This is a genomic window from Tsukamurella soli (genome assembly GCF_039541155.1).
Classification (GTDB): domain Bacteria; phylum Actinomycetota; class Actinomycetes; order Mycobacteriales; family Mycobacteriaceae; genus Tsukamurella; species Tsukamurella soli.
Map to the genome: position 1 here is coordinate 22,008 of NZ_BAABFR010000024.1, position 15,299 is coordinate 37,306.

At 70.9% G+C, this 15,299-nt stretch carries 14 protein-coding genes; 11 read left to right on the top strand and 3 right to left on the bottom strand.

Features of this window, described 5'->3' with window-relative positions; all coding sequences use genetic code 11:
• Window positions 1–109: 109 nt before the first annotated feature.
• The 11 genes from ABD908_RS09750 (at window position 110) to ABD908_RS09800 (ending at window position 11,338) form a co-directional block, all read left to right on the top strand.
• The gene (locus tag ABD908_RS09750) at window positions 110–775 is read left to right on the top strand and encodes a TetR/AcrR family transcriptional regulator C-terminal domain-containing protein (protein ID WP_344994414.1); all 666 of its coding nucleotides are present in this window, start codon (window positions 110–112) and stop codon (window positions 773–775) included.
• A gap of 21 nt (window positions 776–796) precedes the next feature.
• Window positions 797–2,482, top strand: a complete 1,686-nt coding sequence (locus tag ABD908_RS09755; RefSeq protein WP_344994416.1) for an acyl-CoA dehydrogenase family protein — start codon at window positions 797–799, stop codon at window positions 2,480–2,482.
• Window positions 2,483–2,641: 159 nt separating this feature from the next.
• The gene (kstR, locus tag ABD908_RS09760) at window positions 2,642–3,253 is read left to right on the top strand and encodes a cholesterol catabolism transcriptional regulator KstR (RefSeq protein WP_344994418.1); all 612 of its coding nucleotides are present in this window, start codon (window positions 2,642–2,644) and stop codon (window positions 3,251–3,253) included.
• Between the two features lie 232 nt (window positions 3,254–3,485).
• Window positions 3,486–4,262, top strand: a complete 777-nt coding sequence (locus tag ABD908_RS09765; RefSeq protein ID WP_344994420.1) for an MlaE family ABC transporter permease — start codon at window positions 3,486–3,488, stop codon at window positions 4,260–4,262.
• Complete coding sequence (locus tag ABD908_RS09770; RefSeq protein ID WP_344994423.1) at window positions 4,259–5,131, top strand: MlaE family ABC transporter permease; 873 nt, start codon at window positions 4,259–4,261, stop codon at window positions 5,129–5,131. Before ABD908_RS09765 ends, ABD908_RS09770 begins: the two co-directional genes overlap by 4 nt.
• A 5-nt stretch (window positions 5,132–5,136) precedes the next feature.
• On the top strand, window positions 5,137–6,150 hold the full coding sequence (locus ABD908_RS09775; RefSeq protein WP_344994425.1) for an MlaD family protein: 1,014 nt from the start codon (window positions 5,137–5,139) through the stop codon (window positions 6,148–6,150).
• A gap of 2 nt (window positions 6,151–6,152) precedes the next feature.
• A complete protein-coding gene (locus tag ABD908_RS09780; RefSeq protein ID WP_344994427.1) occupies window positions 6,153–7,163 on the top strand; it encodes an MlaD family protein in 1,011 nt (336 codons plus the stop codon).
• Window positions 7,160–8,173: an MlaD family protein gene (locus tag ABD908_RS09785; RefSeq protein ID WP_344994429.1), complete on the top strand. Its 1,014-nt coding sequence runs from the start codon at window positions 7,160–7,162 to the stop codon at window positions 8,171–8,173. Before ABD908_RS09780 ends, ABD908_RS09785 begins: the two co-directional genes overlap by 4 nt.
• On the top strand, window positions 8,173–9,279 hold the full coding sequence (locus ABD908_RS09790; protein WP_344994431.1) for an MlaD family protein: 1,107 nt from the start codon (window positions 8,173–8,175) through the stop codon (window positions 9,277–9,279). The genes ABD908_RS09785 and ABD908_RS09790 overlap by 1 nt, the downstream gene beginning before the upstream one ends.
• Entirely contained in the window at window positions 9,276–10,292 is a 1,017-nt protein-coding gene (locus tag ABD908_RS09795) for an MlaD family protein (protein ID WP_344994434.1), read from the top strand. Before ABD908_RS09790 ends, ABD908_RS09795 begins: the two co-directional genes overlap by 4 nt.
• Window positions 10,289–11,338, top strand: a complete 1,050-nt coding sequence (locus tag ABD908_RS09800) for an MlaD family protein (RefSeq protein WP_344994436.1) — start codon at window positions 10,289–10,291, stop codon at window positions 11,336–11,338. The genes ABD908_RS09795 and ABD908_RS09800 overlap by 4 nt, the downstream gene beginning before the upstream one ends.
• A 1,591-nt stretch (window positions 11,339–12,929) precedes the next feature.
• Here ABD908_RS09800 and ndk read toward each other — a convergent pair.
• The 3 genes from ndk to folC form a co-directional block, all read right to left on the bottom strand.
• Window positions 12,930–13,346, bottom strand: a complete 417-nt coding sequence (gene ndk / locus ABD908_RS09815; protein WP_344994443.1) for a nucleoside-diphosphate kinase — start codon at window positions 13,344–13,346, stop codon at window positions 12,930–12,932.
• An 85-nt stretch (window positions 13,347–13,431) separates the two neighbouring features.
• Entirely contained in the window at window positions 13,432–13,842 is a 411-nt protein-coding gene (locus ABD908_RS09820; RefSeq protein ID WP_344994445.1) for a DUF4233 domain-containing protein, read from the bottom strand.
• The gene (gene folC / locus ABD908_RS09825) at window positions 13,839–15,257 is read right to left on the bottom strand and encodes a bifunctional tetrahydrofolate synthase/dihydrofolate synthase (RefSeq protein ID WP_344994493.1); all 1,419 of its coding nucleotides are present in this window, start codon (window positions 15,255–15,257) and stop codon (window positions 13,839–13,841) included. The genes ABD908_RS09820 and folC overlap by 4 nt, the downstream gene beginning before the upstream one ends.
• Window positions 15,258–15,299: the final 42 nt, after the last annotated feature.

Consider the following 15,299-nt stretch of genomic DNA (forward strand, 5'->3'; position numbering starts at 1 on the left):
CAGATTCTGCCCGCGTTCACGCAGGCGTGCTCCGGCACGCAGGTGAATCCCAGGCGTGCGGTGGGAGGCGGGGGCAGGGCTTGCGGTCGATGGGGATCACATTTATTGTTTGTTGTACAACAACTTGGAGGTGGCGGTGCCGACATCGGTTCCCGCGCGGCGTGCATCGCGTGCGGCGGGACAGCAGACCCGCTCCGCGCTGCTGCACGCGGCGACCGAGCTGTTCGTGTCCGACGGTGACGCCGTGCCCCTGAGTCGCATCTGTGCGCAGGCGGGCGCCCACCCGAACCAGGTGACCTATTACTTCGGGTCCAAGGAGGCGCTGTTCGTCGAGGTCGCGTGCGCCGCGGTCCTCCGCGCCGGGCGGCACGCCGAGGAGGCGGCCCTGCGTGCCGACACCGTCCGCGCCTATACACACGCGCTGGTCGCCACACTGTTCGACCGCGAGGTGGACGGGGTGCGGCTGTTCGTCGAGGCGATGCTGCTCGCCGGGCGCCGGCCCGAGCATCAGCCCGCGATCGACGCCGCGCTCGGGACGCTCTACGCCGCGGGCGAGCGTGCCCTGATGGACACCCTGGTCCGCACCGGCTGGGAGCTGCGGGCCCACGCGGCGATTGAGGCCCGCGCGTTCTGGTCGGCGGTGTTCGGCGTCGTCGTGCAGAAGCACGCGACCGCCGGCGCGATCGGCACCTCGCTCGAGGACGCCGTCACCGTCGTCTTCACCAGCCTGCAGATCCCGGAATCCGTCCTCGACGCACCCGTCCCCCACGCCTGAACCCGTCCGACCGGAGAGAACATGACCACCATCGAGCAGACCGTCCATCCCGCGTCCCACGTCACCCATCAGGTGATGAACCAGGCCGCCCCGCGCGAGGACGTCAACGAGTACACCCTCAACACGGTTCTCGACGAGGCCGTCCGCCGGCACGATGCGGCCTGGGCCACCGACTCCCTCACGGAGATCGGCGCGCTGGTCGGCACCGCCGAGTTCCAGCACGATGCGGAGCTGGCGAACACCGTGACACCGGTGCTGCACGCGTTCGACCGCTGGGGACGCCGGATCGACGAGGTCGAGTACCACCCCGCCTACCACCGGATCATGTCCGCCGCGATCGCGCACGGCGTGCACACCTCGGCGTGGGCCGACCCGCGGCCCGGGGCCACGGTCGCCCGCGCCGCCGGGTTCATGCTGTTCGGACAGATCGAGCCCGGCCACGCCTGCCCGGTCTCGATGACCAACGCCGTCATCCCCTCCCTCGATCTGCAGCCCGATGTCGCCGCGGTCTGGCGGCCGCGTGCACTGTCCCGCTCGTACTCCCCCGACCTCGGCGGCCCCGACAAGGTCTCGGCGATCTTCGGCATGTCCATGACGGAGAAGCAGGGCGGCTCGGACGTGCGTGCGAACACGACCGTCGCGGTGCCCGCGGGCCGCGGCGGCCCGGGCACCGAGTACCTGCTCACGGGGCACAAGTGGTTCTGCTCGGCGCCGATGTCGGACGCGTTCCTAGTGCTGGCGCAGGCGACCGGGGCGGCCGGTGAGGGACTCTCGTGCTTCCTGCTCCCCCGCGTGTTGCCCGACGGCGAGCGCAACGTGTTCCGCATCCAGCGCCTCAAGGACAAGCTGGGCAACAAGTCGAACGCGTCGTCGGAGATCGAGCTCGACGGCACCGTCGGCGTCATGATCGGCGAGCCCGGACGCGGCGTCCGCACCATCATCGAGATGGTGGCCCGCACACGTCTCGACTGCATCCTCGGCTCCGCCGCGGGCATGCGCCAGTCCGTCGCCGAGGCGCTCTGGCACGCCCGCCACCGTGCGGCTTTCGGCGCCGCGCTGATCGACCAGCCGGCGATGACGTCGGTGCTGGCCGACCTCGCCCTCGAGTCCGAGGCGGCGACGGTGACGGCGATGCGGCTGGCGCGGGCCCACGACGACGACGCCGACGAGACCGAGCGCGCGTTCCGGCGACTCGCCACCGCCGTCGCCAAGTACTGGATCTGCAAGCGTGGCCCGCACCACGCCTACGAGGCGCTCGAATGTCTCGGCGGCAACGGCTACACCGAGGCGTTCCCGCTCGCGCGGCGATACCGGGAACAGCCGGTCATGGCGGTGTGGGAGGGCTCCGGCAACGTCATCGCGCTGGACGTGCTGCGCGCCATGACCCGCGAGCCCGAGTCGGTGGCCGCGTTCGACGCCGAGGTGAACCTGGCGCGCGGCGCGAACTCGACGCTCGACGCCCACCTCGACGCGGTGCGTCGGGGCCTGGCCGCCCTGGCGACGGCCGACGCGAACACAGCGCAGCTGCGGGCCCGCGGCGTCGTCGAGGCCATGGCCCTCGCGCTCGAGGCGTCGCTGCTGGTGCGGTTCTCCCCAGCGCCGGTCGCCGACGCGTTCGTCGCCGCCCGGCTCGGCGCCGACCGCGGCTTCGAATACGGGAGCCTGCCCGTCGGCGCCGATCTGGGCGCGATCCTGGCCCGCCACTGAGGCCCTGTAGTGCTGCGCCCACGCCCGCACCGACGCCCTGCGCACGCCCCGAGCCGATGTCGAGGCGGAGTAGTGCATCGTGCGACGCGCCGGCGCGATAGTGTTCTCGCACAGGGGTGAAACATGTTCTGCCCCGTGACCTGCGAGACGGAGGCGACCATGGCATCAGCCGACCCGGCGGGCGCCGCGGCGGTGACCCGCGAGGAACTGGACTCGACCGCGCAGCGCGAACGACGCCGCCGGATCGTCGACGCAACCCTGTCTCTGGCGCGCAAGGGTGGATACGACGCGGTGCAGATGCGGGCCGTCGCGAAGAAGGCCGATGTGGCGCTGGGGACCTTGTATCGCTACTTCCCCTCCAAGATCCACCTGCTGGTCGCGGGGCTGGTCCGCGAGTTCGAGCGCGCCGAGGAACGCCTGGACAAGGCGCCGATCCCGGGTGACACGGCCAAGGAGCGCCTGCTGTTCGTGCTCGAGCGCAACACGCAGATGATGCAGCGTGCGCCGCTGCTCACGGAGGCGATGGTGCGCGCGTTCATGTTCGCCGACGCGACGGCCGCCAGCGAGGTCGAAACCGTCGGGCGCCTGCTCGAGTCGATGTTCGCGCGCGCGATCGGCGACGCCGAGCCGACACCGCGGCAGCGCGACGCCTTCCACCTGATCGCCGATGTGTGGATGGCGAACCTGGTCGCGTGGGTGACCCATCGCGCCTCCGCCGCGGACGTACAGAAGCGGCTGGCCATCACCGTCGACCTGGTGATCGACGATTGACGTTGCCGCGCAGCGCGATCCCGGTGACCTCTCCGGGCGCACCGCGACTGGGGTGACACGGCGCTGATCTGCGAAAATCAGCCAATCCGGCGTCGCCCAACCAAACCCTTGCTAGGCTCCGTTCGCGCCCTGAAAGGAGGCCCACGGTGCCGGTGAGCGATTCTTCTACCACAGGTTGCAGTGCGGGGCGGCCCCGCGCGTGAGCTCCGCGGTCGTCTATTACGGTACGCGAATGGTGACGTCGAGTCTGTCGACCATCGGCCGGTCCGTCCTGCTGATGCGCGCGGTGACGGTGGCGATCGTCCGCGGCATCCTGCGACGCGACTTCGCGGTCGGCGAGATGGTCGGCCAGGCGGTCGCCCTGCTGCGCGTCACCACCATCCCCGCGCTGCTCGTGGCCGTCCCGTTCGGCGCCGTGGTCTCGGTCCAGGTCGGCGCGCTGGTCGACCAGGTCGGTGCCAACTCACTGGTGGGCGCCGCGAGCGGTATGGGCATCATCCGGCAGGGCGCCCCGCTGGCCACCGGCGTGCTGATCGGCGGCGTGTGCGCGTCGGCCATCGCCGCCGACCTCGGTTCGCGGGCGATCCGCGAGGAGCTCGACGCGATGCGCGTCATGGGCGTCGACCCCGTCGCCCGGCTGATCGCGCCGCGCCTGCTGGCCCTCGTGCTGATCGCGCCGATGCTGCTGATCGCGATCGTCGCGGTCGCCATGCTCATCGCGCTGGTCGTGTCGCTGGCGAAGTTCGGCGTCTCGGCGGGCGGTTTCTGGTCGTCGTTCGGCGCCTTCAGCTCCACCGCCGACCTCGCCTTCGCGGTGCTCAAGGCCGAGTCGGGCGCGGTCATCGTCGCCGTCGTCGCCGGGCTGCGCGGGCTCGAGGCCCGCGGCGGCCCCCGCGGCGTCGCCGACGCGGTGAACTCGTCGGTCGTCCTGTCGATCACCCTGATCTTCCTGTCCACGCTCGCCCTCACCCAGGTCGAGACCATGTTCTTCCCGAGCAACGTCGCATGACCGCAGTGCCCGCGTCCGGGGCGCCGGTGCCCGCCGAACCCGAACCGCACGGGCTCGCGGAGCCCGGCGCGCCGGTCCGTGCCGTCGCGCACTTCGGCGAGGCGCTCGTATTCGTCGCGCAGGCCTTCTACCTGCTGCCGGTCACCGTCCGTAAGTACCGCGGCGAGACGATGCGCGTGCTCAACGGCCTCGCGTGGGGCAGCCGCTCGCTGATCGTCGACGGCGGCGTGGTGATGATGATGCTGGTGCTGGGAGCGGCCGGTGGTGCAGCCGTCGCGATCGAGGCGTACGCCGGCCTCGACCTGATCGGTTTCGGCCCGCTCACCGGCGTCGTCGGCGGCCTGGCGAACATCCGCGAGATGATCCCCATCTCGGCCGGGATCGGGTTCGCCGCCCAGGCCGGGTGCCGCATGACCGCACAGATCGGATCCATGCGCATCGCCGAGGAGATCGACGCCATCGAGGCGCTCGGCATCCGGTCGGTGCCGTACGTCGTGGGCACCCGGCTCATCGCCGGCATGCTGTGCGTGATCCCCGCGTATCTGGTGACGATGCTGGTCAGCTTCGTCACCTGCCGGCTCATCGTCACCGTCTTCCACTCCCAGGCGGCGGGCACCTACAACCACTACTTCGACCAGTTCCTCGACCCCACCGACATCGTGCTGTCCACGCTCAAGGTCGTCGTGTTCTGCGCCGCGGTGACGTTGATCCACTGCTACTACGGCTTCTACGCCTCCGGCGGCCCCGAGGGCGTCGGCCTGGCCAGCGGTCGAGCCGTGCGCGCGAGCCTCGTCACCGTGCTCACCCTGGATTTCATCCTCACCGTCGCGATGTGGGGCATCACTCCCACGATCAGATTCGTCGGGTAGCGGCCGTGTCGTCACTCCTGATCGGAACACCGCAGCGGCAGCGCCGGATCTTCGTCACCGTCGGCCTGGTCGCGCTCGCGGTCATCGTGGTCGTCGCGGCGGTGCTGACGACCCTGTCCTCGATCCACCGCGACAACCGGCTGCATCTGACGCTGTCCGCCCCGGACATCGGCGCCGGCGTGCAGGCCGGCACCGTCGTCACCATGCGGGGCGTGCCCGTAGGCACGGTCGCCTCCGTCGCGCCCGACGGTGCCGGGCGCGTCCTGGTGGGCATCGGGCTCGACCGCGGCGACATCGATGGGCTCACCGACTCGTTCGGCATCCGGTATCAGCCGGGCAACTACTTCGGTGTCACCGAGCTCGCGATCCTGCCTGCGGCGGGCGGCAACCCGTTGCGGGCCGGGCAGCTGCTGACGCCGGCGCAGAGCACCGACACGATCTCCGACCTGCTGAACAACAGCTCGGTGCTGGTGAACGGGATCATCACGCAGCACATGGTGGACGTGGTCCGCAAGGCGACGTCGTACGCTCAGGCCCTGACCCCGCTGCTGCAGCTCGGCTTCTCGGTGGAGCAGCAGGTGGCGCTCACTCAGAAGATGCCGATCGGGCCGCAGATCGCGCTGCTGCGTCGGACGGTCGACGGCGTGCCCGGCGTCATCGACGCCGCGTTCGGGTCGATGGTCGAGCTGCTGCACATCCCGTTGTCGTCGGACACCGTCTACGACTTCACCCCGATCGACCAGACGACGCAGCTGCTCGGCAGCGGCTTCTTCGGGCCGCTCGGGGCGATGCTCGGCTCGCACCGTGACGACTTCACGCCGGGGACGCTGATCATCCGGTCCATCACCGACACCGCCACGTCCGTGTTCGGCACGGTGAGCATCCGGCGGCAGGTGCTGCCGCTCATCGACCGCCTGAACGGCTCCTTCACCACCCGCGGCGGCCATCAAGCCCTCAACGTGCGACTGATCGTGGACCGGCTTCCGGTGACCGCATCGGTGCTGGGGACGGGGAGGTAGCCGTGCGGCGTGCACAGATCAAGAACACGGTGATCCTCGCGGTGGCCGTGCTCGTCGCCATCGCGATCACCGTGGGGGTACTCGCGGCGCTGCACAACCCGGTGTCGGGCAGCACGCGCAGCTACACCGCGAGCTTCTCCGACGCCTCCGGTCTGCACTCCGGCAGCGACGTGCGGCTGCGCGGCGTGCTCGTCGGGAAGGTCTCCAAGGTGCAGGTGCAGCGGGTCGGTGACGGCAACGACGCCGATGTCGCGTTCACGGTCGCCGCCGCGCATCCGCTGACCTCGACGACCAGGCTCGCCATCAAGTATCTGAACCTCACCGGCGAGCGATTCGTCGAGATCGAGCCCGGCACCGGGGCCGACGGTTCCGGTGGCACGCCCGTGTCCCACGTCCCGATGTCGCACACCACCCCGTCGTTCGACATCACGTCGCTGTTCAACGGGCTAGGCCCCGTGCTCACCGCGATGAATCCGGAGGACGTCAACCAGCTCACGCGGAACCTGGTGTCGCTACTGCAGGGCGGCGGCGTGGGGGCCGACGACATGTTCCGCGACCTCGACCGCGTCACCGCGAACCTGCAGAACCGCCAGCAGGTGATCTCCACCCTGATCGACAACGTGGCCAGCGTCGCGAACACGATCGACGACTACAACCCCCAGGTCGTCGAGTTCATCACCAACTTCAACCTGCTCCTCGACAAGACCCTGGCCAGCCTGAACAACTTCCGCCTCACCGCCCAGTACGGCCCAGGCTTCGTCGATGCCACGAACCGACTGCTGCAGGACTTCGGGCTCGCGCCCAACATGAACCTGGACTCGATGCTCGACTCGGTGCTGAAGAACCCCGCATCCGCTGCCGACGCGCTGCGCAGACTGCCCGGCGTGTTCTCCGCTCTCGCGGCGCTCATCGGCAACCCCGGCCCGTCGGCCTGCTCGAAGGGCCCGGCGGCGCTGCCGGCCTCCACGAAGGTGTTCTTCGGCGGCGCCGACCTGGTGGTCTGCGCACGATGACCGAGGGAAGGCAGCGCCGTATGGTCCCGTGGGGCCGACACTGGCAGCAGCTCGGCGACCGCACGACCTGGATCGGCCTCGTCGCCGTGATCGTGGCGGTGATCATCGGGATGGTTCTCGCCGGCCTCTACCTGCGCCCCATCGGCCAACGCGAGGTGGTCTTCCTGACCACCGACGCCGCGCTGGTGAAGCCGGGCAACGAGGTCCGGGTCTCCGGGATCGACGTCGGCACCGTCCACAAGGTGGCGCTCGGATCGCAGAACGTCGCCGTCACCCTCAAGGTCGACGACGGTGTCTACCTCGGCGATCGCACCTCCGTCGCCGTCCGCATGCTGACGGTGGCGGGCGGCTTCTATGTGGCACTCACCTCAGCCGGCGCGAACGCGCTCGGGCACTCCGTCATCCCGACCGACCGGGTGAACCTGCCGTACACGATCTCCGACATGATGCAGCAGCTCCCGACCAAGATCCAGCCGCTCGACGAGAACCAGCTGTCCGATTCCCTCGCGCAGCTCACCCACGGCCTCGACGCGAACCCCACCAGCCTCATCACGCTGGCGCGCGGCGTCGACTCCCTGGTCGGCCAGCTCACCGAGCAGCGCGAGATGGTGGGCAAGATCGCGAAGGTCGCCTCCGACTACTCGCAGAGCTTCGACCACAGCCGGCTACTGCTGTTCGACATGCTGCGCAAGGCCTCGATCGCCGTGACCGTGCTCGACGAGACCCACGTCGGCTTCGCCAACGCCTACAGCGGCCTCGGCGAGCTGTTCGGCCGGATCTCCACGATCACGACGTTCTACAACAACCACCGCGACCAGATCTACGCGGCGGTGCAGCAGCTCGAGGCCGCGATGAAGAAGATGAACGTCACGTTTCCCGGCATGATCGACCAGTTCCACGGCCTCGTCGACACCCTGCAGAAGATGGTCGACAAGGCGGGCCGGCCGGCCGGCGCGAACGAGGTGCTCGCCAAGGATCTCTGCTTCCCGTCCGCGGGGGTGACCTGCTGATGCGCATCTCCAGAGGTCCCCGGGGCCGGACGTTCACGGCGGCGGCGGTCGGGGTCGCGGCCGCGGTGACGGTCGCGGCGTCGGGATGCTCGCTGCTCGGTGGCTCCGGTGGCGGCGACCTGTGCGCGATCATGCCGGACGCGATCGGTCTGTATCCCGGCAACGACGTCACCCAGATGGGCGTGCGGATCGGCCGGGTCACCTCGGTCGCGCCCCGCGGCGACTCCGTCAAGGTCTCGTTCTCGGTGTCCGACCGCCGCCTGCCCGCCTCGGTCAAGGCGGTCACCCGCTCCACGAGCATCCTCGCCGACCGTGCGCTCGAACTGGTCGGCAACTACACGTCCGGCCCGACGCTGAACCCTGGGACATGCATCGCGCGCGCCGACACGGCCACACCCCGCTCCATCACCCAGACCACCGAGGCCGCCACCAAGCTGGTCGACAGCCTCACCCGCGGCGGTGCGTCCGGCGACATCGCCCAACTCACCAGGATCCTCGACGCCCAGACCACGCCGGCCGTCTCGACGCACGCGAACTCCGCCCTCACCGACACGTCGACGCTGCTGTCCGACCCGGCCGGGTTCGTCGGGGACGTGTCGTCGATCCTCGCCGACCTGCGGCCCCTCCTCGGGAGCACCGCGGCGCAGTGGGGACAGCTGCTCACGTCGCTGGATCACGGGCCGGCGGTCCTGCAGGCGTACGGCCAGACGGTGTTCCCGGCGGTCACCGCGATCTACACGGGACTGCCCGGTGCGATCAACATGTCGGCCGACATGGTGCTGCGCTACGGCGACATCCTCTCGCCTACGCTCGACACCGCCGCTGCGGCGATTCATCTCGCCGCCACGTCGGTGCACTCCATCGACGGTCTCGTGAAGATGCTGCCGGTGTTCGGCGACTCCCTCGCGGCCCTCGCCGGCCGCGGCGGCGCGGCCGGTGGCTACCAGATCACGATGCCGCAGGTGCAGGTGCCGGTAGCTGATCCGCAGGCGCTGTGCGGTCGGTTGAACGGACGCCGGCCGGGCAGCTGCACCGTGGCCGGCGCCGGAGCGCAGCTGGCGACGATCGACCTCCTGCAGTCCGTGTATCAGGGGGCACAGCGATGATGTGGAACCCGCTCGCGCGCCTGCCCCGCCTGGTCACCGGGGCGGCGCTCGCCACCGTCGCCGCCACCGCGACGGCGTGCTCGGTCAGCCCCGCCACTATGGACTTCTCCAACCCGCTGTCGTCCCGCCACGACTACCGCGTGGAGTTGCAGTTCGCGGACGCCCTCAACCTGCCCATCGGTGCCCAGGTGACCTACACCGGACTGCGCGTGGGCCGGGTCGCCGCGGTGACGCTGACGCCGAACGCCGCCACCGTCACCGCCCGCATCCAGCAGGGCACGCAGCTGCCCGCGGCGGTACAGGCGTCGATCGTCCAGGACACCCTCCTCGGTGAGTCGTACGTGCGGCTGGCCCGGCCCGCCGGAGCGCCCGAGTCGCCGCTGCTGCACGCGGGATCGGTGCTGCCGGTCTCGCAGACCACGCCGCCGCGATCCGTCGAGGGCACCCTCACGGTGCTCGCCAACTACTTCGGCACCGGGTCGCTGCAGCAGGTGAGCGCCACCATCGCCAAGGTCGACACGGCGCTGCCGCCGGACACCGCCCGCCTCGGGCGGCTCAGCACGCAGATCGGCCGGGACGTGAGCGGCGTCGCGGGTGCTGCTACCGAGGTCGACCGGCTGCTCGACTCGCTGAACACCACCGCACGAACGATGCGGAGCCACAACGCCGACTTCCAGTGGGTGCTCACGCCCTACCACATGCGGTACTGGCACAACCAGGGCGAGTTGATGTCCAACGTCGGCAGCCTGCTGCCCGCGGTGCAGTCCCTGTTCACCGGCGGCTACTGGATGATCCCCATGATGGACTCGATCTCGGACCTGCTGGACCTGGTCACCGTGGACGGCGTCACGCTGGGCGATGCGATCCACGGCGGGTCCACACTGCTGACCGACCACGTCGCGCCGATGGCGGCGGACCCCCAGGTCGTGGTCCAGTCGATCGTGTCCGACGACGGCCGCGACCTCGGCGCCGGGCTGACGGACATCCTGCGGATGCTGGGGGGGACGCGATGAGACGCCCGACGCTCGCGACCCGCCGGAACACCGTGTCGCTGGTCGGTCTCGTCGCCCTCGCCGTGGTGTCCGCGATCCTGCTGGGCGGCCAGGGGGTGCAGTGGATCGGCGCCCACGGACAGAAGACGGCGACGGTGGCGGTCACCGACGCCAACGGACTCATCGTGGGCTCGCGAGTGCTCGATCGGGGCGTCCAGATCGGCCGCGTGACCGGCATCGGCGTCGACGCGCAGCAGGTGGAGCTCAGCCTGAGCTACGACCCCGGCATCGAGATCCCGCAGGACGCGACCATGCGGATCGAGAACCTGTCCGGCCTCGGTGAGGCATATCTGGCGATCCTGCCGACCGCGTCCACCGGCCCGTATCTCGCCGACGGTGCCCGCGTGACCGGCGTCCTCGACACCTCCGACTCGACGGTCGGCGCGCTGAGCGCCGCGCTGTCGACGCTCATGCGCCGCCTCGACCCCGATGCTGTCAACCGCATCCTCGACCGCGTCGATGCTGCGTTGCCCGGCGGCGACACCGGGACCGGCGCGAGCACGGTCGCCACCATCGAGTCCGGCGCGAACCTCGTCTCCGTCGCGCTGCTGCGACAGATGCCCGACGTCGAGGCGATCCTCGCGTCGACCCAGACGATCGCACCGCAGGCCGACACCGTCGGGCCCCAGCTGAAGGCGATGGCCGCGCCGCTGCGACTCGCCGGGCACACGTACTCGGTGATGGCCGAGTCGACCCTGGCCCTGATGCACACCAACACCTTCCCGGCCATCATCCAGAAGGGCCCGCTGGCGCTGTTCAAGCTGATCCAGACCTTCGAGGACAGGGTCGGATCGGATGTCAAGTACATGAGCGTCCTGTTCCTGCCCGGCATACAGGCCGCGGCGGCACCGATCGCGACGATCAACCTCGGCAACCTCCTCGACACCGCCCTCGGCGTGACCCGCGGCAGCCGCGGCGGGGCCGTCACACTGCACCTAGCCCCGCCCGCCCCGGCCCCGGCACCCGTCCAGTCCTCCGCGGCGGTGGCCCCGTCCGCGCCACGCTGATCGAGAGGTGTGCCCGTGCCGATCGCGCTGAACGACGCGCAACGGATGCTCGTCGACTCGCTCACCGCCTGGGCCGAGCGCGCGCGGCCGATCGATGAGGTGCGCCGGGCCGCCGACGCGGGTGTACCCGTGTCCCCCGCCGCCTCCCCCGCGTGGCGCGGCGCTGCGGAGATCGGCGTCCCCGGCATCTGCGTCCCCGAGAGATTCGGTGGCGCGGACGGTCTCGTCGCCGACGTGGTGGTCGGCGTCGCCACCCTCGCCGGGGCGCTGACCCCGGGGCCGGTGGCATCCACCGCCGCGGTCACAGCGCTCCTGGCGTGCTGTCCCGGCCCCGTCGCCGAGGCCGTACTGCCGGTCCTGGCGGAGGGGCGCGCCTACGCGGCGATCGCACTGGGTGGCGCCGGGGTCTACGGCTCCGACGCGTCGGCGGGTGATCTGCGCGCCGACGGTGGCGCGGGGCTCGCCGCCGGCGCCGACAAGTCGGATCGTAGCCATGTCGTTCTGTGAGCCAAGGAGTTGGGACTAGTGGTTGTCTTCCTAAGACCGCTTGGCCTCCGACTTCGCGGCGCCCTCGTCGTCGTCCTGGCCCGAATCGTCCTGTGCAGACTGCTCGGTCCCGCCCTCCGCCGGCGCGGGTACCTCGGCGGTGGGCCGGGCGGGCTCGGTGGTCTGCCGGGCGGGCTCAGTGGCAGCGCGGGCGGGACGGTCCGGCTCGGCAGCCGGCCGCGCGGGGCGTTCCGGCTCGACAGCCGGCTCCCGGCGCCGTGCGGGCTCCTTCGGGAGCACCACCTGTTCGGGCTGTAGAAACAGCGGGACAGCGGCTGCCGACCCCGACGGCTCGACCGGCGGGGCCACGGGCTGCGCCACATCGAGTGCCGAGAAGAGCCCCGCTGCCGCCTGCGGCGCGGTGGCCTCGACTGCGGCAGGCTCGGGCTCGGCGGCGGTCTCAGTAGACGGGGGCGCCGCACCCTCCGCGCCCGCGGCGCCGTCGTCACCCGCGTCGGACGGGCGCACCGCGTCGCGCACCCGCTCGGCCGCGCTGCGGTCGATGCTGGAATGCGCGCTGCGCGCGACGAATCCGAGGTCCGCGAGGTGCGCCAGCGCCTGTTTGCTGGTGATCCCGAGCAGTCTCGCGAGCGCATGCACCCGCAGCTTCTGCGGGAACTCCTCCGCGCTCTCCCCGCCTGCGGCGGGTGCATTCAGTTCTCTATCAGGCGACTTGTTGTCGGCCACTCACATCTCCTACCGGCAACCGGGCGCGATCGATATCGCGGCCACACGGGCACCGTCTTCTGTTATGTGGTGGTGCGGATGCTCCGCCCACCTCTGTCAAGGTCTCACGCCTGACGCCCACTCGCCGCCATGGCGAGGACGTCCTCCCGGTAGGGAGCGCTTCCTCGTCAGGCGCCGCGCGGACACGGCGGCTGCACGGGGCCGAGGGTCTGGCCGCGTGGGCTGCGCCGTCTCCGGCGCCAGCCCAGCCAGTATCCCACACCCCCGTGATGATTCGGGCCCGTGTCCGCGCGATGAGCGCGGGCACGGGCCCTGCTGTGGTGGAGCGCCGGATCGCGGCGCAGGTCGAAGCGGTCGGCTACCGGTCGAGGCCGGGGAACCAGAGGGCGATCTCGCGGGCGGCGGACTCGGGCGAGTCGGACCCGTGCACGAGGTTCTCCTGCGTCTCGAGCCCGTAATCGCCGCGGATGGTGCCGGGCACAGCCTTCGCAACGGGGTCGGTGCCGCCGGCGAGCTGCCGCCAAGCGGCGACGGCGCGCGGCCCCTCGATGACGGCCGCGACCACCGGGCCGGACGTGATGAACTCGAGCAGCGAGCCGAAGAACGGCTTGTCCGCGTGCTCGGCGTAGTGGCCCTCGGCCAGCTCGGTGGTCACCGTCTTCAGCTCGAGCGCGACCAGGGACAGACCCTTGTCCTCGATCCGCTTGATGATGTCGCCGATGAGGCCGCGGCGCACGCCGTCGGGCTTGATCAGAACCAGAGTCCGCTCAGTCACGCGTACAGGGTAGCGGCACCGCCGCGAGCTCCGTGGCCGCCCCGGCGACACCCGATAGGGGGCCTGCATCGCGACACGGACATGCTCACGGGGGGTCGAGCGGCTCCTGCCCCGGCAGACGTCCCTCTTCCATCCGCTTCCGCACGTCCCGCTCGAGGTAGTAGATGTAGGCCCACACCACGCCGAACACGATGCCCACCATGCCGATACCGGGGTGCACGAACCACCCCGCGATCAGCAGCAGCTGCAGCCCGCAGAACGCCGGCAGCGCCCACGGCCGCTTGACCACCATGCAGCCGAGGAACAGCAGCACCGCGATCACCAGCACATACAGCGCCTTCAGCAGCGTGAGGCCGTGCGTCAGCTTGAACACCACCGGCAGCGCCAGCAGCACCACGATCACCTCGAGGATCAGCGTGCCGGAGAGGATCCCGCGGAAGCTGCGCCACGGGTCCTTGGTGGGCGGGGTGAACCGCACCGCATGCGAATCGGTCACTGTGGTTCCTTTCCGAACAGGGAACGGGCGACCCCGGCGGTCACCACAGACCCGGTGATCACCACGCCGGTGCCCGACAGCGCGCCCGGGTCGGCGGAGTCGGCGTCCTCGTCGGCCATCGCGACAGCGGTCTCGACGGCGTCCAACATCGTGGGGGCGGTGGCGACCCGGTCCTCGCCGAACACCTCCTCGGCCAGCGGCCCGAGCACATCGATCTCGAGCGCACGGGGCGAGCCGTTGTGCGTCACCACTACGGCGTCGAGGACGGGCTCGAGCGCGGCGAGGATGCCGGCGGCATCCTTCTCCGCCAGAACCGACACCACGCCGATGAGCCGGCGGAAGCCGAACTCGTCTGTGAGGGTCTGCGCGAGCGCCCGTGCCCCGTGCGGATTGTGAGCCGCGTCGATCAGCACCGTGGGCGCGCTGCGCACCCGCTCCAGGCGCCCGGGCGACGCGGCGTCCGCGAAGCCCGCGCGCACGGTGTCCAGGTCGAGCTGCCGGTCGGCGCCGGCGCCGAAGAACGCCTCGACCGCGGCCAGCGCGACCGCCGCGTTGTGCGCCTGGTGTTCGCCGTGCAGTGGGAGGAAGATCTCGTCGTACACCCCGCCTAGGCCCTGCAGCGTCAGCTGCTGACCGCCGACGGCCACCCGCCGCTCGAGGACCGCGAACTCTGCGCCTTCGCGGGCCACCGCGGCGTCGGCCTCGACCGCCTGCCGTAGCAGCACATCCATCGCGGCCGGCTCCTGCGCGGCGATCACGGCGACGGTGTCGTGCGGCACCAGCCGCTCCCGGGCCCGCTTGATGATCCCCGCCTTCTCACTCGCGATCGACGCCAGGTCGGTGCCCAGGTACTCCGTGTGGTCCAGGCCGATCGGGGTCACCACGGCGACGTCGGCAGTGATCACGTTGGTCGCGTCCCAGCGGCCGCCGAGCCCCACCTCGATCACCGCGACGTCCACCGGCGCCTCCGCGAACGCGGCGTACGCCATGGCCGTGAGCACCTCGAACTTGCTCATGCGCGGCCCGCCCGCGGCGCTCGACTGCTGGTCCACCAGGTCGATGAACGGCTCGAGCTCCCGGTACACCTCGACGTACCGAGCCGCGCTGATCGGCCGGCCGTCGATCGCGATCCGCTCGGTCGCGAGCTGCAGGTGCGGGCTGGTGACTCGGCCGGTCCGGCGGGAGAAGGCGATCAGCAGGGCGTCGATCATCCGGGTGGTGGACGACTTGCCGTTGGTACCCGCCACGTGGATCGCCGGGTACGCGTCCTGGGGCGAGCCGAGCAGCTGCATGAGCGCCGCGATGCGGGTCAGCGACGGCTCGATCTTGGTCTCGGGCCAGCGCTCGTCGAGGGCGGCCTCGACCGCCCGCAGTTCCTCGAGGTCGTCCGGGTCTGCGGCGAAGGCCGGCAGGATCGACCCCCCATCGCTCTCGTCGGCCGTCAGCCGCCTGTCGGC

What these genes read in the sequence shown, in the direction of transcription:
- ABD908_RS09755 (WP_344994416.1), top strand. Translation starts at nt 797, where the DNA reads ATGACCACCATCGAGCAGACCGTCCATCCCGCGTCCCACGTCACCCAT.
- kstR (WP_344994418.1), top strand. Translation starts at nt 2,642, where the DNA reads ATGGCATCAGCCGACCCGGCGGGCGCCGCGGCGGTGACCCGCGAGGAA.
- ABD908_RS09765 (WP_344994420.1), top strand. Translation starts at nt 3,486, where the DNA reads ATGGTGACGTCGAGTCTGTCGACCATCGGCCGGTCCGTCCTGCTGATG.
- ABD908_RS09770 (WP_344994423.1), top strand. Translation starts at nt 4,259, where the DNA reads ATGACCGCAGTGCCCGCGTCCGGGGCGCCGGTGCCCGCCGAACCCGAA.
- ABD908_RS09785 (WP_344994429.1), top strand. Translation starts at nt 7,160, where the DNA reads ATGACCGAGGGAAGGCAGCGCCGTATGGTCCCGTGGGGCCGACACTGG.
- ABD908_RS09790 (WP_344994431.1), top strand. Translation starts at nt 8,173, where the DNA reads ATGCGCATCTCCAGAGGTCCCCGGGGCCGGACGTTCACGGCGGCGGCG.
- ABD908_RS09795 (WP_344994434.1), top strand. Translation starts at nt 9,276, where the DNA reads ATGATGTGGAACCCGCTCGCGCGCCTGCCCCGCCTGGTCACCGGGGCG.
- ABD908_RS09800 (WP_344994436.1), top strand. Translation starts at nt 10,289, where the DNA reads ATGAGACGCCCGACGCTCGCGACCCGCCGGAACACCGTGTCGCTGGTC.